Origin of the sequence: Streptomyces sp. NPDC017676 (assembly GCF_044329325.1) — a bacterium.
Lineage (GTDB): Bacteria > Actinomycetota > Actinomycetes > Streptomycetales > Streptomycetaceae > Streptomyces.
In genome coordinates this window covers 174,637-198,261 of the sequence record NZ_JBIRJA010000015.1, presented here as the reverse complement: position 1 = coordinate 198,261, position 23,625 = coordinate 174,637, and the positions used below count along the sequence as shown (strand labels likewise).

21 protein-coding genes are annotated in these 23,625 nt (G+C 72.3%); 11 read left to right on the top strand and 10 right to left on the bottom strand.

Translation table 11 applies throughout. From position 1 onward, the window contains the following. Positions 1 to 10 precede the first annotated feature (10 nt). Complete coding sequence (locus tag ACH4LD_RS30265; protein ID WP_398054610.1) at positions 11 to 514, top strand: PH domain-containing protein; 504 nt, start codon at positions 11 to 13, stop codon at positions 512 to 514. Then, a complete protein-coding gene (locus tag ACH4LD_RS30260; RefSeq protein WP_398054611.1) occupies positions 511 to 1,920 on the top strand; it encodes a PH domain-containing protein in 1,410 nt (469 codons plus the stop codon). The genes ACH4LD_RS30265 and ACH4LD_RS30260 overlap by 4 nt, the downstream gene beginning before the upstream one ends. Before the next feature lie 123 nt (positions 1,921 to 2,043). On the opposite strand, the gene ACH4LD_RS30255 is transcribed toward ACH4LD_RS30260, so the two are convergent. Both ACH4LD_RS30255 and ACH4LD_RS30250 read right to left on the bottom strand, forming a co-directional pair. Then, a complete protein-coding gene (locus ACH4LD_RS30255) occupies positions 2,044 to 3,459 on the bottom strand; it encodes a hypothetical protein (protein WP_398054612.1) in 1,416 nt (471 codons plus the stop codon). Positions 3,460 to 3,556: 97 nt separating this feature from the next. Beyond that, positions 3,557 to 4,684, bottom strand: coding sequence for an alpha/beta hydrolase (locus tag ACH4LD_RS30250; RefSeq protein WP_398054613.1), 1,128 nt, complete (start codon positions 4,682 to 4,684; stop codon positions 3,557 to 3,559). Positions 4,685 to 4,911: 227 nt separating this feature from the next. Here ACH4LD_RS30250 and ACH4LD_RS30245 point away from each other — a divergent pair, with 227 nt between their 5' ends. The 6 genes from ACH4LD_RS30245 (at position 4,912) to ACH4LD_RS30220 (ending at position 10,076) form a co-directional block, all read left to right on the top strand. Further along, positions 4,912 to 6,726, top strand: a complete 1,815-nt coding sequence (locus tag ACH4LD_RS30245) for a phosphatidylglycerol lysyltransferase domain-containing protein (protein WP_132789970.1) — start codon at positions 4,912 to 4,914, stop codon at positions 6,724 to 6,726. Between the two features lie 146 nt (positions 6,727 to 6,872). Further along, positions 6,873 to 7,787 (top strand): dihydropteroate synthase, encoded by a 915-nt coding sequence (folP, locus tag ACH4LD_RS30240; protein WP_398054614.1) that lies wholly within the window; start codon positions 6,873 to 6,875, stop codon positions 7,785 to 7,787. Then, positions 7,784 to 8,317 (top strand): nuclear transport factor 2 family protein, encoded by a 534-nt coding sequence (locus ACH4LD_RS30235; RefSeq protein WP_103814555.1) that lies wholly within the window; start codon positions 7,784 to 7,786, stop codon positions 8,315 to 8,317. Before folP ends, ACH4LD_RS30235 begins: the two co-directional genes overlap by 4 nt. A gap of 229 nt (positions 8,318 to 8,546) precedes the next feature. Beyond that, positions 8,547 to 8,906, top strand: a complete 360-nt coding sequence (folB, locus tag ACH4LD_RS30230; protein ID WP_030651455.1) for a dihydroneopterin aldolase — start codon at positions 8,547 to 8,549, stop codon at positions 8,904 to 8,906. After that, positions 8,903 to 9,514 (top strand): 2-amino-4-hydroxy-6-hydroxymethyldihydropteridine diphosphokinase, encoded by a 612-nt coding sequence (gene folK, locus ACH4LD_RS30225; protein ID WP_132789972.1) that lies wholly within the window; start codon positions 8,903 to 8,905, stop codon positions 9,512 to 9,514. The genes folB and folK overlap by 4 nt, the downstream gene beginning before the upstream one ends. 73 nt (positions 9,515 to 9,587) lie before the next feature. Next, a complete protein-coding gene (locus ACH4LD_RS30220; protein ID WP_398054615.1) occupies positions 9,588 to 10,076 on the top strand; it encodes a DUF3180 domain-containing protein in 489 nt (162 codons plus the stop codon). Between the two features lie 38 nt (positions 10,077 to 10,114). On the opposite strand, the gene folE is transcribed toward ACH4LD_RS30220, so the two are convergent. The 6 genes from folE to dacB all read right to left on the bottom strand — a co-directional run bounded on the left by folE (position 10,115) and on the right by dacB (position 17,797). Continuing rightward, the gene (gene folE, locus ACH4LD_RS30215; protein WP_356336266.1) at positions 10,115 to 10,720 is read right to left on the bottom strand and encodes a GTP cyclohydrolase I FolE; all 606 of its coding nucleotides are present in this window, start codon (positions 10,718 to 10,720) and stop codon (positions 10,115 to 10,117) included. Positions 10,721 to 10,852: 132 nt separating this feature from the next. Beyond that, positions 10,853 to 12,892: an ATP-dependent zinc metalloprotease FtsH gene (gene ftsH / locus ACH4LD_RS30210; RefSeq protein ID WP_356124472.1), complete on the bottom strand. Its 2,040-nt coding sequence runs from the start codon at positions 12,890 to 12,892 to the stop codon at positions 10,853 to 10,855. A gap of 195 nt (positions 12,893 to 13,087) precedes the next feature. Next, positions 13,088 to 13,648, bottom strand: coding sequence for a hypoxanthine phosphoribosyltransferase (gene hpt, locus ACH4LD_RS30205; RefSeq protein ID WP_030342680.1), 561 nt, complete (start codon positions 13,646 to 13,648; stop codon positions 13,088 to 13,090). A gap of 111 nt (positions 13,649 to 13,759) precedes the next feature. Then, entirely contained in the window at positions 13,760 to 14,818 is a 1,059-nt protein-coding gene (gene tilS / locus ACH4LD_RS30200; protein ID WP_132789978.1) for a tRNA lysidine(34) synthetase TilS, read from the bottom strand. Between the two features lie 191 nt (positions 14,819 to 15,009). Further along, a complete protein-coding gene (locus ACH4LD_RS30195) occupies positions 15,010 to 16,110 on the bottom strand; it encodes a zinc-dependent metalloprotease (protein WP_398054974.1) in 1,101 nt (366 codons plus the stop codon). Between the two features lie 142 nt (positions 16,111 to 16,252). Next, complete coding sequence (gene dacB / locus ACH4LD_RS30190; RefSeq protein ID WP_398054616.1) at positions 16,253 to 17,797, bottom strand: D-alanyl-D-alanine carboxypeptidase/D-alanyl-D-alanine-endopeptidase; 1,545 nt, start codon at positions 17,795 to 17,797, stop codon at positions 16,253 to 16,255. Positions 17,798 to 17,921: 124 nt separating this feature from the next. Here dacB and ACH4LD_RS30185 point away from each other — a divergent pair, with 124 nt between their 5' ends. After that, a complete protein-coding gene (locus ACH4LD_RS30185; protein WP_014674108.1) occupies positions 17,922 to 18,413 on the top strand; it encodes an inorganic diphosphatase in 492 nt (163 codons plus the stop codon). 133 nt (positions 18,414 to 18,546) lie between these two features. Next, positions 18,547 to 20,196, top strand: a complete 1,650-nt coding sequence (locus tag ACH4LD_RS30180) for a threonine/serine exporter ThrE family protein (protein WP_398054617.1) — start codon at positions 18,547 to 18,549, stop codon at positions 20,194 to 20,196. Positions 20,197 to 20,220: 24 nt separating this feature from the next. Here the strand turns inward: ACH4LD_RS30180 and ACH4LD_RS30175 are convergent, their stop codons facing one another. Then, on the bottom strand, positions 20,221 to 21,237 hold the full coding sequence (locus ACH4LD_RS30175; protein WP_398054618.1) for a DedA family protein: 1,017 nt from the start codon (positions 21,235 to 21,237) through the stop codon (positions 20,221 to 20,223). A 149-nt stretch (positions 21,238 to 21,386) separates the two neighbouring features. After that, entirely contained in the window at positions 21,387 to 22,151 is a 765-nt protein-coding gene (locus ACH4LD_RS30170; RefSeq protein ID WP_398054619.1) for a MerR family transcriptional regulator, read from the bottom strand. Positions 22,152 to 22,309: 158 nt separating this feature from the next. Here ACH4LD_RS30170 and ACH4LD_RS30165 point away from each other — a divergent pair, with 158 nt between their 5' ends. Further along, positions 22,310 to 23,596: an ion channel protein gene (locus ACH4LD_RS30165; RefSeq protein ID WP_398054620.1), complete on the top strand. Its 1,287-nt coding sequence runs from the start codon at positions 22,310 to 22,312 to the stop codon at positions 23,594 to 23,596. Positions 23,597 to 23,625 lie beyond the last annotated feature (29 nt).

Below are 23,625 nucleotides of genomic sequence, written 5' to 3'. Positions count from 1 at the left end.
CGCTGGGCTCATGGAAACGGGGAGTCTTCGAGGGACCGGAGCGCCGGCGGACCGGCCGGTGTGGCGCGGGCTGCGGCCCGGGCTGCTGCGGGTGCGCCGGCTGCTGCTGGTGGTGTGGACGGCGGTGATCGCGCTCGCCGCGGGGCTCCTCCCGGGCCTTCTCGCGGGGCCCGCCTGGGCGGCCTGGGCACTGCTGCCGGCGGCGTGCGCCGCCTGGTGCTGGTGGCTGCTGGAGCGCAACTGGCGCTCGTGGCGGTACGCCGAGCGCGCCGACGACCTGCTGATCAGCCGGGGTGTCCTGTGGCGTGAGGAGACAGTGGTGCCGTACGGGCGGATGCAGCTGGTGGAGGTGACCTCCGGACCGCTGGAGCGGCGCTTCGGGCTGGCCACGGTCCAGCTGCACACGGCCGCCGCCGCGACCGACGCGACCATCCCCGGCCTCGACCCGGCCGAGGCGGAACGCCTGCGCGACCGGCTGACCGAGCTGGGCGAGGCACGATCGGCGGGCCTGTGACCTCCCCCGACGACACCGACGGCATACCCGGCGACGGCACACCGGCCGGCGGCACACCGGACAGCGCGACACCTCACGGCGGCGTACCTCACGACGGCACACCGCGGCGCCCGCCCGTCACCGAGCGCCGGCTGCACCCGGTCACGCCCTTCCGCCGGGCGTGGGCGCCGCTCGCGGTACTGGCCGGCTGGGCCGCGCACGACCCGAACGGCGCCCAGGAACAGCTCAACCGGCTGACCGGCACCGTTCTCCTGCTGGGGCTCGCGGTACTGGTGCCCGCGGCCGGCCTGTACGGCTTCCTGTCCTGGTGGTTCACGCACTACGCGGTCACCGACACCGAACTGCGCATACGCACCGGGCTGTTGTTCCGGCGCACCGCGCACATCCGGCTGGAGCGCGTCCAGGCCGTGGACGTCTCACGTCCGCTCCTCGCGCGTGTGGCGGGCGTCGCGAAGCTGCGGATCGACGTCGTCGGTGCCGAGCGCAAGGACGAGCTGGCGTTCCTGGGCGAGCGGGAGGCGCGCGCGCTCCGCGCGGAACTGCTCGCGCGTGCGGCGGGTTTCGCGCCCGAGACGGCGCACGAGGTCGGAGAGGCACCGGCGCGCGTACTGCTGCGCGTGCCCCCGCGCGTGCTGGCGCGCTCCCTGGTGCTGACCGGCGCCACCTGGGGCTCGCTGTGTGCCGCGCTCGTGGTCCCGACCGTGCTGTGGCTCGTCACCCACAGCCTGTGGACGGTCTTCGGGACCGCCCTGCCCCTGGTCGGCGCGGCCGGGGCGAGCAGCGTGGGCCGGTTCGTCACGGAATTCGACTGGACGGTGAGCGAGTCCCCGGACGGGCTCCGCATCGACCACGGGCTGCTCGACCGTACGCACGAGACGGTGCCGCCCGGCCGGGTGCAGACCGTGCGGATCGTGGAGCCGCTGCTGTGGCGGTGGCCGGGCTGGGTGCGGGTGGAACTGGACGTGGCCGGATCCGCCAACTCCATGCTGATCCCCGTCGCCCCGCGCGCGGTCGCCGAGACCGTCGTCGCGCGCGTGCTGCCCGGTGTGACCGTGCCCCGGGAGCTGTCGCGGGTGCCGCGCCGGGCCCGGTGGTGCGTGCCGTTGTGGTGGCGCGGGCACGGGCTCGCGGTCACCGGCGCGGTGTTCGCCGCCCGGAGCGGCCTGCTGCGCCGCCGGCTCTCGCTCGTTCCGCACGCCAAGGTGCAGAGCGTACGGCTCACCCAGGGGCCCTGGGAGCGGCGCTGGGGGCTCACCGACGTCCACGTGGACACCGGCGCGAACAAGACCGTGACGGCCCGGCTGCGGGACGCGGAGGAGGCCGCACGGCTCCTGGACGAGCAGGCGGAGAGATCCCGCACGGGCCGCCGGGACGCCCTCCCGGACCGCTGGATGACCACCGGCTGACCGGCACCGCCCGACCCGCCCCACACGCTGACCCACCGGTCACGCCCGGCCGGAACGCCTCGGGCCCGGCTCCCCTCGTGGGAAGGCCGGGCCCGGTGCTCGGTCCGTACGGCTGACGTCGGCTCAGGAGGCCGCGCTGCGCAGCCCCTGGATGTCGATCTGCTCGGTCTCGTCGTGCGCGGTCAGGTCGATGACCTGGCCGACCCCCCGGGAGCGCGCGTCGGCGGCCTTGAACCCTGCCTCGGACTCCGCCTTGTGCACGGCGAGCGCCTCGGGACCGACGACGTCGGCGAGGTCCTCGTTCTGCACGGAGTCCAGCGTGGCCTTCGGAGCGCCCTTCTGGGTGCCGAAGAAGTCGAAGCCGCCCTCGACCACCGGGCGCCGTGCGGGCGCCGCCGGTACGACGGCCACCGCGGTCGGCACGGTGAAGTGCCCGGCGGGCGGCCGGCCCACGGGACGCGCGAGTTCGGTGGCCGGCGCCGGACCGGCGCCCTCCTTCACGCCGTCCGCTGCGGGTTCTCCTTTGGCGACCGCGGCCTCCGCGGCGGCATCCTCGGGAGCCGAGTGAGCCTCCGGCTCGGCCGTCTGCGACGCTACGGCAACGGACCCGGCGGCATCGGCCGCCTCACCAGCGTCGGCGGACCCGGCGGCGCCAGCGGATCCGGCGGCGTTTCCGGATCCGGTGGCGCCTGCGGATCCGGTGGCGCCTGCGGACTTTGCGGCGACAGTGGACCCCGCCGCGTCAGCGGACTCCTCGGCGGCAGTGGACTCCGCGGACTCAAGCCGCGCGCCCCGGACCTCCGCCACCTCCGTCTCGTCCCCCTCGCCGTCCCCCTCGGCACCGGCCTCGGCGTCGGTCCTGGCGTCGGTCCCGACTCCGGCCTCCCCCTGCCGCGGACCCTCCCGGTCGAACCGCGCCAGGGCCGTCAGCGCCCGCCGGTACAGCTCGGCGCCCCCGGGCGAGAACACCGCCGGCCGCTCCTCGGTGCCGGACGCCTCCTGACCCGCGGCGGCCGCGGGCTCGGCGCCGCGCGCCGGCGGCAGCGCGGGCGACGACGAAGGCGCGGGCCCCGGCTCGGGCACCGCCGCCTCGATCTCCAGCAGCCGCCGTCCCTCCAGGGCGCTGGCACGCTCGGTCTCCGCCGTGGCGTACCGGCGCAGCAGGGCCGCGTGCTCGTTGCGCAGGCCCGCCAGCTCGGCCCGCTTGGCGCGCAGCCGCTGCTCCAGCTTCGCGCGCAGCTCGCGGGACTCCTCCAGGTCCGTCTCCAGTTCGGCGACCCGTTCCTCGAACCGCCACTCGTCACCCGCACGCGCGCGCGTGAGTTCGGCGACCTGCTTGCCCGCCTGCGCGTCCCAGCGGCGCATCACGAACGCGCCGAGGACCGCCGTCGCGGCGGCCGCAGCGGCCAGCGCGCGCAACACGGTGACCTCGGAGAACGCCCACGGACCCAGCGCGCAGGCGACGGAGACGCCGGCGATCGCCGACGGGGGCAACAGCCGGTGCAGAGGCGGGGAATGGCGGTGGCGTCCACGTGGCATGGCCAGAAACTTACCGCGCGTAGGCGAATCGTGGGCCCCCGCCCCGTAAAAACACGGCCACACCGTGGGCTTCACGGGACGTCAGGGCCAGAACGGCTCAGCGGTCGGTGAGCCGGCCGCTGAGCCACTGGAGCGTCGGCGGGATCTCGCGCCGCCAGGTGTTGAAGTTGTGCCCGCCGCTGCCGAGGATGATCGACGAGATCCGGGTCAGGTTCGTGGCCTGGACCTGACGGATGAACTTCATGGTGGAGTTGTAGTTGTGCTCGCCGACCTTGCTGCTGGTGACGAGCAGCGAGGTGTCCGGCGCCTCCTCGTGCTCCAGCAGCCAGAACAGGTCAGCGCGGTTCCGCAGCTTCTTGTCGCCGTGGAAGAGGTCACCGGTGGTCGGGTCGATCGGCGCCGTGTAGTACGGCGAGAGGCCCGCGCCGGCCGCGTACACGTTCGGGTGGTGCATGGCGAGCTTGAGGGCGCAGTAGCCGCCCGTGGAGTCGCCGACGACGCCCCAGCTGCCCGGCCGCTTGCCGGCCCGGTAGTGCCCGAGGACGGCCTCCGGCAGATCCTTGGCGAAAAACGATTCCGCTTGCGGTCCGCCCGGCACGTCGACGCACTCGGTGTCCCGCGGCGGTGCCACGGTCGGCCGCAGCATCACCAGGATCATCGGCTGCACCCGCCCGTCCTTGGCCAGCCGCTGCGCCGTGCTCGGGTAGTTCAGCTTCTCCACCAGCGCCCGCGCGGTGCCCGGGTAGCCGGTCAGCACGACCGCCACCGGGAACGTACGCGTGCGGTACTGCGGCTGGAAGTACTCCGGCGGCAGGTACACGTACGCCGGTGTGGCGATGTGGGTCGTACGGCCCACGATGTCGACCTTCTGTATCTGCCCGCCGGTCTCCGGCCGCGCGGCGCTCACGCCCGGCACGTCGGAGGTGGAGACCACCTGGAGCGGGCCGCCGGTGCTGCCGTTGGCCGAGTGGTCGACGACGATCCCCTGGTCGGTCTCCTGGCCGAACAGGTCCGCCCAGCTGGCGTAGAAGCCGAACGCCTGGTTGGCGGCGAGCCCGACGCAGGCGAACAGGGCCACCTGGGTGAACAGCAGCAGACCGACCCGCCCGCTGACGGCCCGCCAGTTCGGGCGGGCCAGGCGCGGCCACAGCCATACCGTGCCGACGAACAGCACGACGGCGATCGCGATCGCCAGCACCAGCACTTTGTTGCTCGTGAGACCCATGGGCTGTTTCCTGCCTGTGCTTTCCGCCCGTGTCGTGCCCGCGCGACGTTGCGAGGGCTTGCCCGGGGCTTTCCTTGGCCTTTGACCCGACTTTCCGGTGGGGAGTGAACCTCTCTCCCCGAGACACCGTCCTAGAGGGCGCAATGTCGCCGGATGCCCGATCGGGCCCGGGTTCAAGGTCTCTCGCAGAACTACGGGATGCGATGTCTGTCAGGATAGATGGGGAAATGTCGGGCGGGGTTCCGGGCCGATCAAGCCGGGCGCGGCGCATACTGCGCGGCCCGCGCCCCGAGGCCGTTCCCGCCGTGGTCGGCAGGGCCGCCGCGCTCGTGGGCGCCCTGGACATCGCCGCGGGTGTGTTCCCGCGCTTCCGTCACAGCCGTATGCACGCCATGGCGGAGGTGCTGCCGGGCTCCTTCGGGCCGTTCGCGGCGGCGCTCTCGCTCAGCGCGGGCGTGCTGTTGCTGCTGCTGGCGCACGGGCTCAAACGGCGCAAGCGCCGGGCGTGGCGTGCGGCGGTCGCGCTGCTCCCGGCGGGTGCGGTGGCGCAGTTCGCGTACCGGCACTCGGTCGTGGGCATGCTGATCGCGGTCGCGCTGCTGGTGCCGCTGCTGCGCCACCGCGACCAGTTCGCGGCCCTGCCCGATCCGCGCAGCAGGTGGCGGGCGCTCGCCAACTTCGTGCTCATGAGCGCCGGTTCCCTCGCCCTCGGTCTCGTCATCGTCAGCGTCCACCCGCACCGGACGATCGGCGACCCGAGCCTGGCCGACCGGCTGACGCACGTCATCTACGGTCTGGCCGGCTTCGAGGGCCCGGTCGACTACCAGGGCAACACCTCCTGGACGGTCGCCTTCTCCCTCGGCGCCCTCGGCTGGATCACCGCCGTCACCACGATCTACCTGGCCTTCCGCCCGGAGCACCCGGCCGCCCGGCTCACCGAGGACGACGAGGTCAAGCTGCGCGCGCTGCTGGAGAAGCACGGCGGGCGCGACTCGCTCGGCCACTTCGCGCTGCGCCGCGACAAGGCCGTCGTGTTCTCGCCGAGCGGCAAGGCCGCGGTCACCTACCGGGTCGTGTCCGGCGTGATGCTCGCCAGCGGCGACCCCATCGGCGACGTCGAGGCCTGGCCGGGCGCCATCGAGCGCTTCATGGACGAGGCCAGGGCCCACTCCTGGACGCCCGCGGTCATGGGCTGCTCGGAGACCGGTGGCGAGGTGTGGACCCGCGAGACCGGCCTGGACGCCCTGGAACTGGGCGACGAGGCGGTGGTCGACGTGGCGGATTTCTCGCTCGCCGGACGCGCGATGCGCAACGTGCGCCAGATGGTCAAGCGCATCGAGCGGGCCGGCTACGAAACCCGGGTACGGCGCATCCGTGACGTCGGCGAGGCCGAGCTGGAGCGGATCCGCCTGGCGGCGGAGGACTGGCGCGGCACGGACACCGAGCGCGGATTCTCCATGGCGCTCGGCCGCATCGGCGACCCCGCCGACGGCGACTGCCTGATCGCCACCGCCCACAAGCAGGACGACGAACCCGGTGAGTACGGCGACCTGAAGGCGATCCTCCACTTCGTGCCCTGGGGCAGGGACGGTGTGTCGCTGGACCTGATGCGCCGCGACCGCGGCGCCGACCCGGGCATGAACGAACTGCTGATCGTCGCCGCCCTGCAGGCCGCTCCGAGGTTCGGCATCACCCGGGTCTCGCTGAACTTCGCGATGTTCCGCTCCGCCCTCGCCCGCGGCGAGAAGATCGGCGCCGGCCCGGTGCTGCGCGCCTGGCGCGGGCTGCTGGTGTTCCTCTCGCGCTGGTTCCAGATCGAGTCGCTGTACAAGTTCAACGCCAAGTTCCAGCCGCGCTGGGAACCGCGCTTCGTGGTCTACCGGGCCTCCGCCGACCTGCCCCGCATCGGCTTCGCCGCCATGCAGGCGGAGGGCTTCGTCAACCTCGCCGTGCCGCTGCCGCGTTTCCTGCGCCGGCGCCGGTCGACGGCCCGGCGCGCGTGCGCGCACACGGTGACCGAACGGGACGTCCGGGCGGCCTGATCCGCCCACCTGCCTCCCGCGCCCCGACACGCCGAGCGGTACGGCCCCAGGACCGGCCCGGGCGGAAGCCCCACCCCCTCCAGCAACGGGGCTTCCGCCCGGGTCGCGGCGCGTGGGCGGCACCCTGCTGGGCCTACGCTGAACGTATGAACAACCTCAGCGGGCGCGGCCGAGTCGCCGGCCTTCCGGCATGGGACCGGTGCGCGGTCATGGGGGTCGTGAACGTGACCCCCGACTCCTTCTCCGACGGCGGCCGCTGGTTCGACACGACCGCCGCCGTCAAACACGGCCTGGATCTGGTCGCCGAGGGCGCGGATCTGGTCGACGTCGGCGGCGAGTCCACCCGGCCCGGTGCCACGCGCGTGGACGAGGCCGAGGAGCTGCGGCGGGTCGTCCCCGTGGTGCGCGGCCTCGCCTCCGAGGGCGTCGTCGTCTCCGTCGACACCATGCGCGCCTCCGTCGCCGGACAGGCCCTCGCGGCCGGTGCCGCCCTCGTCAACGACGTCAGCGGCGGCCTCGCCGATCCCGCGATGATCTCGGTGGTCGCCGACGCGGGCGCCCCCTTCGTCGTCATGCACTGGCGCGGCTTCCTCCAGGGCGGCAACGTCAAGGGCGTCTACGAGGACGTCGTCGGGGAAGTCCTGGACGAACTGCACGCGCGCGTTGAGGCCGTTCTGGCGGGCGGTGTCGCCCCGGACCGCATCGTCGTCGACCCGGGCCTCGGCTTCTCCAAGGAGGCCGGGCACGACCTCGCCCTCCTCGCCCACCTCGACCGGCTGGCCTCCCTCGGCCACCCGCTGCTGGTCGCCGCCTCCCGCAAGCGGTTCCTCGGCCGGGTCCTCGCCGGACCGCAGGGGGCACCCCCGCCGGCCCGCGAACGCGACGCGGCCACGGCGGCCGTCTCCGCGCTGGCCGCGCACGCCGGTGCGTGGGCGGTGCGGGTGCACGAGGTGCGCGCCACGGCGGACGCGGTCCGGGTGGCCCGGGCCGTGGAGGAGGCGCGCGGTGCCACGAGCGCGCCCGGCACCGGCGGCGAGCACGGGGCGGAAGGAGAGCGGTGAGCGCCCCCCACACCGACGTCGAGCAGGTGGAGGCCGCCAACACCGCCTTCTACGAGGCACTCGAACGCGGCGACTTCGAGGAGGTCTCCTCCCTCTGGCTGACCCCCGCCGACCTGGGCGTGGACGAGACGTACCACGACCCCGCGGACAGCGGGGTCATCTCCTGCGTCCACCCCGGCTGGCCGGTGCTCACCGGCCGCGGCGAGGTCCTCAGGTCGTACGCCCTGATCATGGCCAACACCGACTACATCCAGTTCTTCCTCACCGATGTGCATGTCTCCGTGACCGGCGACACCGCGCTCGTGACCTGCACGGAGAACATCCTCAGCGGCGGCCCCGCCCCCGAGGAGGGCGCGGAGCTCGGACCGCTGGTCGGCCAGCTCGTCGTCGCCACGAACGTGTTCCGGCGCACGCCCTCCGGCTGGAAGCTCTGGTCGCACCACGCCTCCCCCGTGCTGGCCGAGACCGACGAGGACGAGGACGACAACCACGTGAACGGCGTGAACCCGGACGACGAACCCCTGGCCTGACCCGGAGAAGTGGTTGGAATCACCTACCCCGGGGTAGGAGCGGCTACCAGCCCATGACAGGGCCGGGTTCCCCGGGGGAAACGGCCGGTGAACCCTCCGGACACCGGCCCGTGCCCACGCCCCCGCGGCCCGGCTTTGTCAGTGCCCGCAGGTAGATTCGTCTGAGGCCGGTGTGCCGCCCGCACGCGGCACGGGCCGGTCCTTCCCGACGATTGCAGGAGTGATTCGCGTGGATCGTGTCGCGCTGCGCGGCCTCAAGGCCCGCGGGCACCACGGTGTGTTCCCCAAGGAGCGCGAGGAGGGCCAGACCTTCATCGTGGACCTCGTGCTCGGCCTGGACACCCGGCCGGCCGCGGCCGACGACGACCTGACGAAGACCGTGCACTACGGCATCGTGGCCGAGGAGGTCGTGGCCGTGGTCGAGGGCGAGCCGGTGAACCTCATCGAGACCCTCGCCGAGCGGATCGCCCGGACCTGCCTGAAGCACGAAGGGGTCGAGGAGGTCGAGGTCTGCGTCCACAAGCCGGACGCCCCGATCACCGTGCCCTTCGACGACGTGACCGTCACCATCACCCGGAGCCGAGTATGACCCGACCTTTCCACCAGGGTCACAGCGACCCGACCGTCCAGCCGGTGCCCGCCTCGGTCGTCGAGCAGGTCGACGCCGCCGACACGACGCTGAGCAACCCGAAGTGGGCCGTGATCTCCATCGGCTCCAACCTCGGCAACCGCCTGGAGACCCTCCAGGGTGCCGTCGACGCCCTGGAGGACACCCCGGGCGTCCGCGTGAAGGCCGTCTCCCCGGTGTACGAGACCGAGCCGTGGGGCGTGGAGCCGGGCAGCCAGCCGTCGTACTTCAACGCGGTCGTGGTCCTCAAGACGACCCTGCCCCCGTCGTCCCTGCTGGAGCGGGCGCACGCCGTCGAGGAGGCCTTCCACCGCGTCCGGGACGAGCGCTGGGGTCCGCGCACGCTGGACGTCGACATCGTCGCCTACGCCGGCGTCACCTCGGACGACCCGCGGCTCACCCTGCCCCACCCGCGCGCCCACGAGCGCGCCTTCGTTCTCGCGCCCTGGCACGACGTCGACCCGCAGGCGCAGCTGCCCGGCCGCGGCACGGTGGCCGACCTGCTGTCCGCCGTCACCCGTGAGGGTGTCGCGCCCCGCGCGGACCTGGAACTCCGGCTGCCCGAGTAGTCGTTAAGGTCGAGACGGGTCAAGACCAAGACGACCACCGTCCGGGACGGTCCGGGGGAACTGAAGGGACACCGTGAGAGAGCTGCGCATCAGGGTGCTGGCGGGCGTGTTCGTCGTGGCAGGCGTCCTGTCCTGGGCGGGCGCCCGCCTCTGGAACTCGATCGGGACCCTCCCCAGCGTCCCCTTGGCCGCCCCCGTCGTCCTCGCGCTGATCGCGGTGGTCCTGCTCTCGACGGCGCTGTCGCTGCGCGCCCGTCTCCGGGCCCAGCGCGAGCGCCGGCCCGGCGCCAAGGGCGTCGACCCGCTGATGGCCGCCCGGGCGGTCGTCTTCGGCCAGGCCAGCGCCCTGGTGGCCGCGCTCGTCGCCGGTATGTACGGCGGGACGGGCGTCTTCCTGCTGGAGCTGCTGGACCTCCCGGCCCGCCGCGACCAGGCGATCTACGCCGGCTTCTCGGTCCTGACCGGCCTCGGCGTGATAGCCGCCGCGATCTTCCTGGAGCGGGTGTGCAAGCTCCCCGAGGACGACGACCAGAACCACCCGGGAGCGGAGCCGGTGGCCTGATCTCCGGCCCCGCGGCCCCGGCGAGCCCGGCGGCTCGCTCAGCGCGCCATGATGAGGCTCATCGCCTCGTTCCGCGTCGCGGCGTCCCTCAGCTGACCGCGGACGGCGGACGTTATGGTCTTCGCGCCCGGCTTGCGGATACCGCGCATGGACATGCACATGTGCTCGCACTCGACGACCACGATGACGCCCCGCGGCTCCAGGATCTCCATCAGGGAGTCCGCGATCTGCGTGGTGAGGCGTTCCTGCACCTGCGGCCGGCGGGCGTAGACGTCGACCAGGCGGGCCAGCTTGGACAGGCCGGTGATCTTGCCGGTCTCGGACGGGATGTAGCCGACGTGGGCGACACCCCGGAACGGCACCAGATGATGCTCGCAGGTCGAGTACACCTCGATGTCCTTCACGAGGACCATCTCGTCGTGCCCCAGGTCGAACGTCGTCGTCAGGACGTCCTCCGGCTGCTGCCACAGACCGGCGAAGATCTCCTTGTAGGCACGCGCGACCCTGGCCGGCGTCTCCCGCAGGCCCTCACGGTCCGGGTCCTCACCGACCGCGATCAGCAGTTCGCGTACGGCGTTCTCGGCGCGCTTCTCGTCGAACTCGCCGATGGGGCCCTCGCCGTCCAGCGTCACCGGGTCGGTCATCTGGTTCCTCGTTCCTGTGCCTTGCACGCGGGTGTGCCTCGCGTTCCGTCTGCGGACATGCGAAATGCCGCGCCCCCAGGCTAAAACCCGGGGGACGCGGCATCCATTCCGGCCCTCACGGCCGGAACAGGGTCAGCTCTCGGAGCGGTCCTCCGGAGTCTGCTCCGTCACCGGGGCGGATTCCGCGGCGGTGGACTTCGCCGTGCTGATCGCCGCCGTCGCGCCGTTCGCACCGTTGGTCAGTGCCAGCTCCTTCGGGGAGAGCACCGGCGGGCGGGTGGACGGGGTCCGGCGGGAAGAGCCGGTCCAGGCGGGCCGCGGCGGGCGCTTGACGATCGGGGCGAAGATCTCGGCGATCTCCTCCTTGCCCAGCGTCTCCTTCTCCAGCAGCTGGAGGACGAGGTTGTCGAGCACGTCGCGGTTCTCGACCAGGATCTCCCAGGCCTCGTTGTGCGCGGTCTCGATGAGCTTCTTGACCTCTTCGTCCACCAGCGCGGCGACCTCTTCCGAGTAGTCGCGCTGGTGAGCCATCTCACGGCCCAGGAACGGCTCGGAGTTGTCGCCTCCGAACTTGATCGCACCGAGGCGCTCGGTCATGCCGTACTGGGTGACCATCGCGCGGGCCAGGTTGGTGGCCTTCTCGATGTCGTTCGCGGCGCCCGTGGTCGGGTCGTGGAAGACCAGTTCCTCGGCCGCCCGGCCGCCCAGCATGTAGGCGAGCTGGTCGAGCATCTCGTTGCGCGTGGTCGAGTACTTGTCCTCGTCCGGCAGGACCATCGTGTAACCGAGGGCACGGCCACGGGACAGGATCGTGATCTTGTGGACCGGGTCGGAGTTCGGCGAGGCCGCCGCGACCAGGGCGTGACCGCCCTCGTGGTACGCGGTGATCTTCTTCTCCTTGTCCGACATGATCCGGGTCCGCTTCTGCGGGCCCGCGACCACGCGGTCGATCGCCTCGTCCAGCGCCTTGTTGTCGATCAGCTTCTGGTCGCCGCGGGCGGTGAGCAGTGCCGCCTCGTTCAGCACGTTGGCGAGGTCGGCACCGGTCATGCCCGGGGTGCGGCGGGCCACGGCGGACAGGTCGACGTCGGGCGCGACCGGCTTGCCCTTCTGGTGGACCTTGAGGATCTCCAGACGGCCCTGCAGGTCCGGCGGGTCGACCGCGATCTGCCGGTCGAAGCGGCCGGGGCGCAGCAGCGCCGGGTCGAGGATGTCCGGGCGGTTCGTGGCGGCGATCAGGATCACACCGCCCTTGACGTCGAAGCCGTCCATCTCGACGAGCAGCTGGTTCAGGGTCTGCTCGCGCTCGTCGTGACCGCCGCCGAGACCGGCGCCACGGTGACGGCCGACCGCGTCGATCTCGTCCACGAAGACGATCGCCGGGGCGTTCGCCTTGGCCTGCTCGAACAGGTCACGGACCCGGGAGGCACCGACACCGACGAACATCTCGACGAAGTCGGAACCGGAGATCGAGTAGAAGGGGACGCCCGCCTCGCCGGCGACGGCGCGCGCGAGCAGGGTCTTGCCCGTACCCGGGCGGCCGTAGAGCAGCACGCCCTTGGGGATCTTGGCGCCGACCGCCTGGAACTTGGCCGGCTCCTGGAGGAACTCCTTGATCTCCTGGAGCTCCTCGACGGCCTCGTCGCAGCCCGCGACGTCGGAGAAGGTCGTCTTCGGGGTGTCCTTGGTGATGAGCTTCGCCTTGGACTTGCCGAAGTTCATGACCCGGGAGCCGCCGCCCTGCATCTGGTTCATCAGGAACAGGAAGACGACCACGATCAGGACGAAGGGCAGCAGCGAGAGCAGGACGCCGACGAACGGGTTCTGCTTGGACGGCGAGACCGTGTAGCCGTCCGGAATCTGCTTGTCCTGGTACTTGGTCTGCAGCGTGCCGGCGATGGTCACGCCCTGGTCGCCGATGTAGCTCGCCTGGATCTTCGAGCTGCCCTCGACCTTGAAGCCGTCCTTGAGCGTGACCTTGATGCTCTGTTCGTCACCGGTGGTGAGCTTGGCCGACTCGACCTTGTTGTCGTTGATCGCCGCCACGACCTGGCCGGTGTCCACCGTCTTGTAGCCGCCGGACGAGCCGACGACCTGCATCAACACGACCACGGCAAGGACGGCCAGCACGATCCACATGACCGGCCCACGGAAGTATCGCTTCACGTCCATCCATACGGAGCGGTGCCGCCCCGTCCCTCCTGCCATAGTGAGTTTGATAAGACAGTTCTTCTGACGGTACCCCAGCATTGTTGCCCGAAGCCGCACGGAGCCGTTTCGACGGCTGGGAAACCCGTCTCTGCATCCTTCAACGGCGTGGAACCCGCTGGGGTTCCCGATCGTCCTACTGGGCTTGGGCCGACTGGCTCAGCCGCCGTAGACGTGAGGCGCGAGCGTACCGACGAACGGCAGGTTGCGGTACTTCTCGGCGTAGTCGAGGCCGTAGCCCACGACGAACTCGTTCGGGATGTCGAAGCCGACCCACTCCACGTCGATGGCGACCTTGGCGGCGTCCGGCTTGCGCAGCAGCGTGCACACCTTCAGGGAGGCGGGCTCGCGGGAGCCGAGGTTGTTGATCAGCCACGACAGGGTCAGGCCGGAGTCGATGATGTCCTCGACGATCAGGACGTGCCTGCCCTTGATGTCGGTGTCGAGGTCCTTGAGGATCCGCACGACACCGGAGGACTGGGTGCCCGCGCCGTAGGAGGACACGGCCATCCAGTCCATGGTGACGGGGGTGGACAGCGCCCGGGCGAGGTCCGCCATGACCATCACCGCGCCCTTGAGGACGCCGACGATGAGCAGGTCCTTGCCCGCGTACTCCGCGTCGATCTTCGCGGCCAGCTCGGCCAGCTTCGCGTCGATCTCTTCCTTGGTGATGAGCACCTGCTGGAGGTCGGCACCCATGTCTTTCGCGTCCACCCGCATCACTTTCGGTCGTCCCGCACTTACGGCCGCGTGCGCGGCCAACGGCACCGGCCGCACGCACGGCCTCCGGCTGTCCGGCCCACCGGAGGGTCGCTCCGGGAGGGTCGGCGTTCAGCCTTGCCGAATCACCAGTCTGCCACCCTGCCGCTGAGCGACGACTTTGCCCGGGAGATTGATGGCTCCCTGGCCGCGCCAGCCGGTGATCAGGCGGTCGACTTCCTCGATGTGGCGGGCGAACAGCGCACCGGCCGGGGCACCGGCCTCGATGGCGGCGCGGCGCAGGATCCGGCGGCGCACGGCGGGCGGGAGGGCGTACAGCTTGGCGCACTCCAGCAGGCCGGCGGCGTCCCGTACGGAGGCCTCGGCCTGGCGGGCCCAGGCGTCCAGGGCGTCGGCGTCGTCGCGGGAGAGCTGGGCGGTGCGGGCGAGCGCCTCCACGACGCCCTTGCCGAGGGCCTTCTCCAGGGCGGGCAGGCCCTCGTGCCGGAGCCGGGAGCGGGTGTAGGCGGGGTCGGTGTTGTGCGGGTCGTCCCAGACGGGCAGCGACTGGACCATGCAGGCCTTGCGGGCGGTCTGCCGGTCGAGCTGCAGGAAGGGCCGCCGGTAACGGCCGCCGGCCCCCGAGACCGCGGCCATGCCGGACAGGGAGCGGATGCCGGAGCCGCGGGCGAGACCCAGCAGGACGGTTTCGGCCTGGTCGTCCCGGGTGTGGCCGAGCAGGACGGCGGCGGCGCCGTGGCGTTCGGCGGCGGCGTCCAGGGCGGCGTAGCGGGCGTCGCGGGCGGCGGCTTCGGGGCCACCCGCGCGGCCGACGGTCACGGCGACGGACTCGACCGGATCGAGTCCGAGTCCGCGCAGCCGCAGGACGACCTCGTCGGCGCGGAGGTCGGAGCCGGGCTGGAGGCCGTGGTCGACGGTGACCCCGCCGGCCCGGACGCCGAGCTTGGGTGCCTCGAAGGCGAGGGCGGAGGCGAGGGCCATGGAGTCGGCGCCGCCGGAGCACGCGACGAGCACGAGCGGGGAGGGGGGCCGCTCGGCCGTCCGGTCCGGGCGCGCGGCGGCCGGCTGCGGGGCCGGGTGCGCGGGAGAGGCCTGGTGGTCGTTCAGGATGTCGTGGAGGACGCGGCGAACCGCCAGGCGTATCGCCGCGACCGCAGGATGGGGACCCATGTCCGGTTCCCTTCATGAAGTTTTCGGGGGGTTAACCCGGGACGGTCACTCAGAGTGTGTAGATGGTGACAGAAGCGGGCCGTTCCCCGAGCATTGCACGCCTACGCATGGCTTACGGTCCCTCGGACGGGTGATTGGAGGGGCGTTCGCCTGCCGTCGGCCGGATTCCTTTCACGACGTCCCCGTGCCGTTCACGACTCGGCCTTGCGGTGCACCCGCGCGACCCAGTCCGCCGGTTTGGCGATCTCCGCCTTGGTGGGAAGGGTGTTGGGCGAGGTCCACACGCGGTTGAAACCGTCGACGCCGACCTGTTCGACCACGGCCCGCACGAACCGTTCGCCGTCCCTGTACTGCCTCAGTTTGGCGTCCAGACCGAGCAGCTTGCGCAGGGCCGTGTCCAGCCGGGAGGCGCCCTTCGCGCGGCGCTGCTGGAACTTCTCGCGGATCTCCGCGACGGTCGGTACGACGCTCGGGCCCACGCCGTCCATGACGTAGTCGGCGTGCCCCTCCAGCAGGGACATCACGGCGGTCAGCCGGCCGAGGATCTCCCGCTGGGCGGGGGTCTGCACCAGCTCCACGAAGGAGCGTCCGCCGTCCTCCTCCTCGCCCTCGGGACGGCCGCCGGCCAGGGACTGAGCGGCGTCCCGGATGCGCTCCAGGAAGGTCATCGGGTCGACGTCGGTCTCCGCCAGGAACGACTGGATTTCTCCCTCCAGGTGGTCCCGCAGCCAGGGCACGGCGGTGAACTGCGTGCGGTGGGTCTCCTCGTGCAGGCACACCCACAGGCGGAAGTCGTGCGGCTCGACGTCGAGTTCGCGCTCGACGTGGACGATGTTGGGCGCGACGAGCAGCAGCCGGCCCCCGCCGTTCTCGCCGGCCGGGAGGTCGCGGCCGGCGGGGGCGAAGGTCTCGTACTGGCCGAGGACGCGGGAGGACAGGAACGACAGGAGCATGCCGAGTTCGACGCCGGTGACCTTGCCGCCGACGGCGCCCAGGACCGCGCTGCCCGGGTTGTTGCCGCGCCGTTCCTGCATCTTCTCCAGGAGCGGGCGGAGGATCTCGCGGAAACCGGCGACGTTGGCGCGGACCCAGCCGGGGCGGTCGACGACGAGGACCGGGGTGTCGTGGGTCTCCTCGGTGCCCATACGAGTGAAGCCCCGGACGTGTCCCTCCGAGGCCTTCGCGTGCCGGCGCAGCTCCGCGACGACGGCCCTGGCCTCGTCGCGGCTGACGTCGGGGCCGGGGCGTACGAGCCGTGTCGCGGTCGCCACCGCGAGGTTCCAGTCGACCATCCCGGGAGATGCGGTGCCACCGAAGCCAGTCATGTTGTCAACCGTACGTGAGCGGCCCCATTTCGGGCAGGCCGTGTGGGCGGCGACGGGGCCGGCCGTGCTTTCCGGTCACCCGCACCGGGCCGTGCCCACGCCTCGGCGGTCAGCCCGCCAGGGCTGTCGCCGCTGTGTCCAGGGCCGACTGGGCCTCCAGTGGATTCGTCGTGTCCGAGGCCAGGAAGGCGAAGGCCAACAGGTGGCCGGTCTTGTCGACGACCGTGCCCGCGAGGGTGTTCACGCCGGTCAGGGTGCCCGTCTTGGCGCGTACGAGGCCGGCCGCGCCGTCGGTGTAGCGCGTGCTCAGGGTGCCGGTGAAGCCGGCCACGGGGAGGCCGGTGAGGACCGGGCGCAGGCCGGGGCGGCCGGGGTCGCCCGCCTTGACCAGGAGGGCGGTGAGGAGGTCGGCCGTGAGGCGGTCGTCGCGGTTCAGGCCGCTGCCGTCGTGGAAGGCGGCGCCGGCCATCGGCAGGCCGAGCTTGCGCAGCTGGATGGCGATCGCCTTCGCGCCCCCGTCGAAGCCGGCGGGCTGCCCGCTCGCCAGGGCGGTGTGCCGGGCCAGTGCCTCCGCGATGTCGTTGTCGCTGTTGGTCAGCATCCGCTCGACCAGCTCCGACAGCGGCGGCGAGGAGACGCGGGCGAGGGTCTCCGCGCGCGTGCTGGCCTTGGAGGGGCCGGGGGCCGTGGTGGTGATGCCGGCGTCCTTCAGGAAGGCCGCGAACCGGGTGGCCGCGTTCGCCGCGGGGTCGCCCACGCGGGGCGCCGGGCCGCTGGTGGAGGCGTCGGTGCGGCCCTCGTCGACGGTCAGGGCGCTGATCGGGGCGAGGTTGTCGTTGACGCCGATGGGGTGCAGGGCGGGGCCGGTGAAGAGGGTGGTGTCGTACGAGAGGGTGATCTTGTGGATACCGCGCTCGTCCAGTGCTTTCGCGGTGTCCTTCGCCAGGGCCCGCAGGCCGGCCCAGCCGCCGGCCTCGGCGTGCGCGGTGAGGGTGGGGTCACCGCCGCCGACGAGGACGAGTTCGCGGGTGTCGGGTTCCAGGGCGGTGCGGGTGGTGAGGCGGTGGTCGGGGCCGAGGGCGGACAGCGCGGCGACGGCGGTGGCGATCTTGGTGGTGGAGGCGGGCGTGAGGGCCTTGCCGGCGTCGGCTCCGTAGAGGCGTTCGCCGGTCGTGACGTCGACGACGGCGGCCGCGTGGGTGCCGCCGAGCGCGGGCGCCTCCAGGAGGGGCCCCAGGACGTCCGAGAGTGCCTGCGCGTCCGGAGAGGTCTCCTTGGTGCCGACGGCGCCCGTGGTGCCGCCCAGGCCCGTCAGCACGGGCGCGGCGCTCGGCGCGGGCCGGGGCGCCCTGGCGGCCGTACCGGAGCGGCCGTGATCTGCGCCACCTGACCGCTCCAGTGCGGCGGCGCGGTGCCGCTCGGCCGTACGCTGACCGTTGGCGTCCCAGGGACCGGCCACGGTCACCACGCCGGCGGCCAGCGCCAGGCCGGCGGTGGCGGCGCCCGCGGTGTACTGCCAGGTCCTGACGGTCCGCGGACGGGGGAGGTGCACAGGCCTGACGCGCACGGCTTCCGTCAGCCGCGCGATCCGCGGCCGGGCGGCGGTCACGGCGCGCGCCAGACCCGGTCGTACGGCGGTCACGATCCGCGCCACGCGCGGTCTCGCGGCTCGCCAAGGCCTCAGCTCTGGCACGACCACCAGCCCCTTTCGCGATCACACACCTGCGTGAGGGACACTTAACCACCAGAACTATGTGCTGATCATGGAGGAGCCACCGGTGGAGTTCGACGTCACGATCGAGATCCCGAAGGGTTCGCGGAACAAGTACGAGGTGGACCACGAGACCGGTCGGATCCGCCTGGACCGTCGTCTCTTCACCTCGACCGCCTACCCGACCGACTACGGCTTCGTCGAGAACACCCTCGGCGAGGACGGCGACCCGCTGGACGCGCTGGTCATCCTGGACGAGCCGACCTTCCCGGGCTGCCTCATCCGCTGCCGCGCGATCGGCATGTTCCGCATGACGGACGAGGCGGGCGGCGACGACAAGCTGCTGTGCGTGCCGGCCACCGACCCGCGCGTGGAGCACCTGCGCGACATCCACCACGTGTCCGAGTTCGACCGCCTGGAGATCCAGCACTTCTTCGAGGTCTACAAGGACCTGGAGCCCGGCAAGTCGGTCGAGGGCGCCAACTGGGTGGGCCGGTCGGACGCCGAGGCGGAGATCGAGCGGTCGTACAAGCGCTTCAAGGAGCAGGGCGGCCACTGAGCACCCGCTCGCGCGAACGGGCCGCACGCGCACGCGTGCGGCCCGTTTCGCATGTCCGCACACATACGGCCCGTCCGGGTACGAGTGCGCATACTGATGCTTACGGCAAGTGTGGTTCAGGGAGCGGTGCGAGGTGACGGAGGCGGAGGAGCGCAAGCCCCGGTCGGACGAGGCGCGGTACGACCCGGAGATCACGTCCGAGTTCGCCATTCCGGAGGGGCTCGACGTCCCCCGGGGCGAGTCGGAGACGACCTCCGAGTTCGCGGTGCCGGAGGGGCTTCGGACGCCGCAGCCGCCGAGTGCCGAGCCGGAGGGTTCGGCGTTCGGCGCGCCGAGCACCTACAGCGCGCAGACCGCGCCGGCCGCGTTCACCCCGGCCACCGGTGTGCCGCTGGTCAGCCTGGTCAAGGACGCGCCCTGGCAGGACCGGATGCGCACGATGCTGCGCATGCCGGTGGCGGAGCGGCCGGCGCCGGAGCCGGTGCAGCGCGTGGAGGAGGGCGGCCCGGCCGTCCCGCGCGTGCTGGACCTGACCCTGCGTATCGGGGAGCTGCTGCTGGCCGGCGGTGAGGGCGCGGAGGACGTGGAGGCCGCGATGTTCGCGGTGTGCCGGTCCTACGGCCTGGACCGGTGCGAACCGACCGTCACCTTCACGCTGCTGTCCATCTCGCACCAGCCGTCCCTGGTGGAGGACCCGGTGACGGCGTCCCGGACGGTCCGGCGGCGGGGCACCGACTACACGCGTCTGGCGGCCGTCTTCCGGCTGGTGGACGACCTGACCGACCCGGAGACCCATGTCTCCCTGGAGGAGGCCTACCGGCGGCTGGCGGAGATCCGCCGCAACCGGCACCCCTACCCCGGCTGGGCGCTGACCCTGGCGAGCGGGCTGCTGGCCGGTGCGGCCTCCGTGCTGGTCGGTGGTGACCCGGTCGTGTTCCTGGCGGCGGCCGTCGGCGCGATGCTCGGCGACCGGCTGGCGTGGCTGTGCGCGGGGCGCGGGCTGCCGGAGTTCTACCAGTTCACGGTGGCCGCGATGCCGCCCGCGGCGATCGGGGTGGCGCTGACGCTGGCGCACGTGGACGTGAAGGCGTCCGCGGTGATCACCGGTGGGCTGTTCGCGCTGCTGCCCGGGCGGGCGCTCGTGGCGGGGGTGCAGGACGGGCTGACGGGCTTCTACATCACCGCCTCGGCCCGGCTGCTGGAAGTCATGTACTTCTTCGTCGGCATCGTCACCGGGGTGCTGACCGTCCTGTACTTCGGCGTGAAGATCGGCGGCAAGCTCAATCCGGACGCGCAGTTGGGCATCTCCGAACGGCCGCTGATCCAGATCGCGGCCTCGATGCTGCTGTCGCTGACCTTCGCGGTGCTGCTCCAGCAGGAACGGTCCACCGTGCTCTGGGTGACCCTCAACGGCGGGGTGGCCTGGTCGGTGTACGGCGCGATGCGCTACGCGGGCGACATCTCGCCGGTGGCGTCCACGGCCGTGGCGGCGGGGCTCGTGGGGCTGTTCGGGCAGCTGCTGTCCCGGTACCGGTTCGCCTCTGCGCTGCCGTACACGACGGCGGCGATCGGGCCGCTGCTGCCCGGTTCGGCGACGTACTTCGGGCTGCTGTCCATGGCGCAGAACGACGTGGACAAGGGGCTGGTGTCGCTGGCCAAGGCCGCGTCGCTTGCGATGGCCATCGCCATCGGGGTCAACCTGGGGTCGGAGATCTCCCGGCTGTTCCTGCGGATCGGCTCCGCCGGGAAGCGCCGGGCCGCCAAGCGGACGCGCGGGTTCTGAGTCTCCCCGTCCCCCGCGCCCCGGTCAGCGGCCGCGGTTGTCGTACGGGTACTGGTTCGGGTCGTACTGGGGCTGGGGCTGGGGCTGCTGCTGCGGGTACTGCTGCCGGTCGTAGGACTGGCCGGTGCCGTACCCCTGGTGGTCGTACCCCTGCCGGCCGTACCCCTGGTTGTCGTACCCCTGCCGGCCGTACCCCTGGTGGTCATAGCCCTGCCGGCCATAGCCCTGGTTGTCGTGCCCCTGGTTCCAGTCCTGCTGCTGGGGCTGCTGGTACGGCTGCTCGTACTGCGGGGCGTACGGCTGCTCGGGCTCCACGCGCCGCAGGCGGGTCGTGGCGTCGTCCATGACCGGCGGGTGCTGGTACTGCGGCTGCTGGTGGGCGGGCTGCTGCGGGGGCTCCGGGGCGGTCTGCCCGGCCTTCTTGTCCTTGCCGCGCGCCCTCAGGAACTCGATCGCGATCGGGATCACCGAGACGAGGACGATCAGGATCAGGATCGCCTCGATGTTCTTCTTGACGAAGCCGATGTTGCCGAGCCAGGAGCCGAGCAGGGTGACGCCCGCGCCCCACAGGACGCCGCCGATGACGTTGAAGGTCAGGAACGAGCGGTACTTCATGCCGCTGACGCCCGCGATGATCGGCGTGAACGTGCGCACGATCGGCACGAAGCGGGCCAGGACCAGGGACTTCGGGCCGTACTTCTCGAAGAACTCGTGCGCCTTGGTGACGTTCTCCTGCTTGAACAGGCGGGAGTCCGGCCGGTTGAACAGGGACGGGCCGACCTTCTTGCCGAACATGTAGCCCGCCTGGTCGCCGAGGATCGCGGCGAGGCAGATCAGCGCGATGGCGGCCCACAGCGGGAAGTCGAGGTCCCCGGACGTGATCAGCAGGCCGCAGGTGAACAGCAACGAGTCACCCGGCAGGAAGAAGCCGATGAGCAGGCCGGACTCGGCGAAGACGATGAGCAGCAGACCCCAGATGCTGTACGTGTCGAGCAGATAGTTGGGATCCAGCCAGCTCGGGCCGAGGGCGAGTGTCATCACGGGTCCGGGCTCCCTGGGGGGTGAAGGCGGCTACGGCGGCGAAACGTCGATGGGGCGCCGTACAAAACTATCAACGTAAGGGGACCGCCCCGGGTTCCACCGCGTCACCGGGTGGTGCCCGGCCCGGGGACCGGCCCCGGGCCCGGGCGTCAGGAGGTGGTGTGCCGGTCCGCGTTGGCGAGGATCGCCTCGCGCAGGTGTTCGGCGAGGCCGGGGCGCATGGAGTCGTAGAACGCCTTGAATCGCTCGTCGGAGACGTACATCTCCGCGAAGCACCGGTGCGTCTCGTACGGGACCTCGAAGTAGTACCGGTTGATGTGCCGCCGGTGTTCCTCGGCCAGGTCCATGGCCGCCTCGCCGGCCGGCCGCTCGCCGGCGGCGACCAGGGCGGCGTACCGCTCGCCCCAGTCGTCGACCTCGGCCTTGATCCGCTTCCAGTCCTCCTTGGTGTAGCGGGCGGCGCGGCGCTGGGACTCCGCCCACGCCTCGGTGCCGCCCCAGCGCTGCTCGGCCTCCTCGGCGTACTGCTCGGGGTCCTTGTCCCCGAAGACCTCGAACCGCTCCTCCGGCGTCAGGTCGATGCCCATCGTGCGTGCCTCCAAGGCGTGCTCCACGGCCGCGGCCATCTTCTGCAGCTTCTCGATCCGGGCGGTCAGCAGGTCGTGCCGGCGGCGCAGGTGCGTGCGCGGGTCCGCGTCCGGGTCGTCGAGCAGGGCCGCGACCTCGTCGAGCGGGAAGCCGAGCTCCCGGTAGAACAGGATCTGCTGGAGCCGGTCGAGGTCGGCGTCGCCGTAGCGCCGGTGGCCGGCGTACGTCCGCTCGCTGGGCACGAGCAGGCCGATCTCGTCGTAGTGGTGCAGGGTGCGCACCGTCACGCCGGCGAACCCCGCGACCTGTCCCACGGAGTAGCTCACTTTCCGCTCCTTGTCGTCGGTACGCCTCCACGCTGCGGCCTCACGTCACGTGAGGTGCAAGCCGACGGCACGTTCCGGATGCCGTGGTCACGGACGCCGTGGTTACGGACGCTACGGTTCCGGATGTTGCGCACGTTTCGTCCGCTTATGGTGAGCCCGTGGCCCAGGAGACGACGCAGCAGGCGCCCCCGAGCGCCCCGACCGCCCCGGCACGGGCTCTGCTGCCGTTCATCCTGCCCGCAGTCCTCGTGGGCGTGGCCGCGAGTCTCGTCTTCGTCGGGGTGAGCACGGCCGGGGAGCAGCTCCAGCGCCTGCTGTGGGGGCCGCTGCCGGACGCCCTCGGCGTGGGCCGCTCCAGCGTGCTGTGGATGTTCGTCATGCTCGTGGCGACCGGGATCGCCGTCGGGCTGGTGGTCTGGAAGGTCCCCGGCCACGCCGGTCCCGACCCGGCCACCGTCGGGCTGGACGCGCCGGTCCTGCCGCCGGCCGTCCTGCCCGGCCTGCTGCTGGCCACCACGCTCATGCTGGCCGGCGGTCCGAGCCTCGGCCCGGAGAACCCGGTCATCGCGGTGAACGTGGGCCTCGCGGCCTGGCTCGGCGCGCGCTTCCTGCCCCGCACACCGGGCGCCCTGTGGCCGGTGCTGGCGGAGGCGGCGACGATCGGCGCGCTGTTCGGCACACCGGTGGCGGCGGCGCTGGTGATCTCCGAGGCGCTGGCGGGACGGCCGATGCCGGGCCGGCTGTGGGACAACGTGTTCGCGCCGCTGACCGCGGGCACGTGCGGGGCGATCACTACGGCCCTGGTGGCCCGTCCGACCTTCGACCTGGGCCTGCCGCCCATGGGCCACCCGCGCGCGAGGGACCTGCTGGCGGCCCTGGTGATCGCCTCGGTCGCCGCGCTGCTCGGCATGTGCGCCGTCCGCGCCTTCCCGTACGTCCACGCGGCCTTCGGGCGGCTGCGGCACCCGATGCTCATGCTTCCGGCCGGTGGGGTCGTGCTGGGGGCGCTGGCGGCCCTGGGCGGCCAGCTGACGCTGTTCAAGGGCGTGTCGGAGATCGGGCGGCTGGCCCGCGACCCGGAGGGCTGGTCGGCGGGACAGTTCGCCACGATGGCGGTGGTGAAGCTGGCCGCGCTGCTCGTCGGGGCGAGCTGCGGCTTCCGGGGCGGCCGGATCTTCCCCGCCGTCTTCGCCGGTGCCGCCCTGGGCCTGTGCGCCCACGCGCTGGTGCCGGCCGTGCATCTCTCGCTGGGCGTGGCCACGGGCGTCCTGGGCATGCTCCTGGCGATCACCCGGCAGGGCTGGATGAGCCTGTTCACCGCCGCCGTCCTGGTCGCCTCGCCCAGCGTCCTCGCGCTGCTGTGCGCCGCCTCGCTGCCGGCCTGGCTCCTGGTGACGGGCCGGCCGCAGATGCAGTTGCGCCAGAACGGGACCCCGGTCCGATGACCGTCCTCACCTGACCCCCACTCACCCAC

What these genes read in the sequence shown, in the direction of transcription:
- ACH4LD_RS30265 (WP_398054610.1), top strand. Translation starts at nt 11, where the DNA reads ATGGAAACGGGGAGTCTTCGAGGGACCGGAGCGCCGGCGGACCGGCCG.
- ACH4LD_RS30255 (WP_398054612.1), bottom strand. Translation starts at nt 3,459, where the DNA reads ATGCCACGTGGACGCCACCGCCATTCCCCGCCTCTGCACCGGCTGTTG.
- ACH4LD_RS30250 (WP_398054613.1), bottom strand. Translation starts at nt 4,684, where the DNA reads ATGGGTCTCACGAGCAACAAAGTGCTGGTGCTGGCGATCGCGATCGCC.
- ACH4LD_RS30245 (WP_132789970.1), top strand. Translation starts at nt 4,912, where the DNA reads ATGTCGGGCGGGGTTCCGGGCCGATCAAGCCGGGCGCGGCGCATACTG.
- folP (WP_398054614.1), top strand. Translation starts at nt 6,873, where the DNA reads ATGAACAACCTCAGCGGGCGCGGCCGAGTCGCCGGCCTTCCGGCATGG.
- folK (WP_132789972.1), top strand. Translation starts at nt 8,903, where the DNA reads ATGACCCGACCTTTCCACCAGGGTCACAGCGACCCGACCGTCCAGCCG.
- folE (WP_356336266.1), bottom strand. Translation starts at nt 10,720, where the DNA reads ATGACCGACCCGGTGACGCTGGACGGCGAGGGCCCCATCGGCGAGTTC.
- ftsH (WP_356124472.1), bottom strand. Translation starts at nt 12,892, where the DNA reads ATGGACGTGAAGCGATACTTCCGTGGGCCGGTCATGTGGATCGTGCTG.
- hpt (WP_030342680.1), bottom strand. Translation starts at nt 13,648, where the DNA reads ATGCGGGTGGACGCGAAAGACATGGGTGCCGACCTCCAGCAGGTGCTC.
- tilS (WP_132789978.1), bottom strand. Translation starts at nt 14,818, where the DNA reads ATGGGTCCCCATCCTGCGGTCGCGGCGATACGCCTGGCGGTTCGCCGC.
- ACH4LD_RS30195 (WP_398054974.1), bottom strand. Translation starts at nt 16,110, where the DNA reads ATGGTCGACTGGAACCTCGCGGTGGCGACCGCGACACGGCTCGTACGC.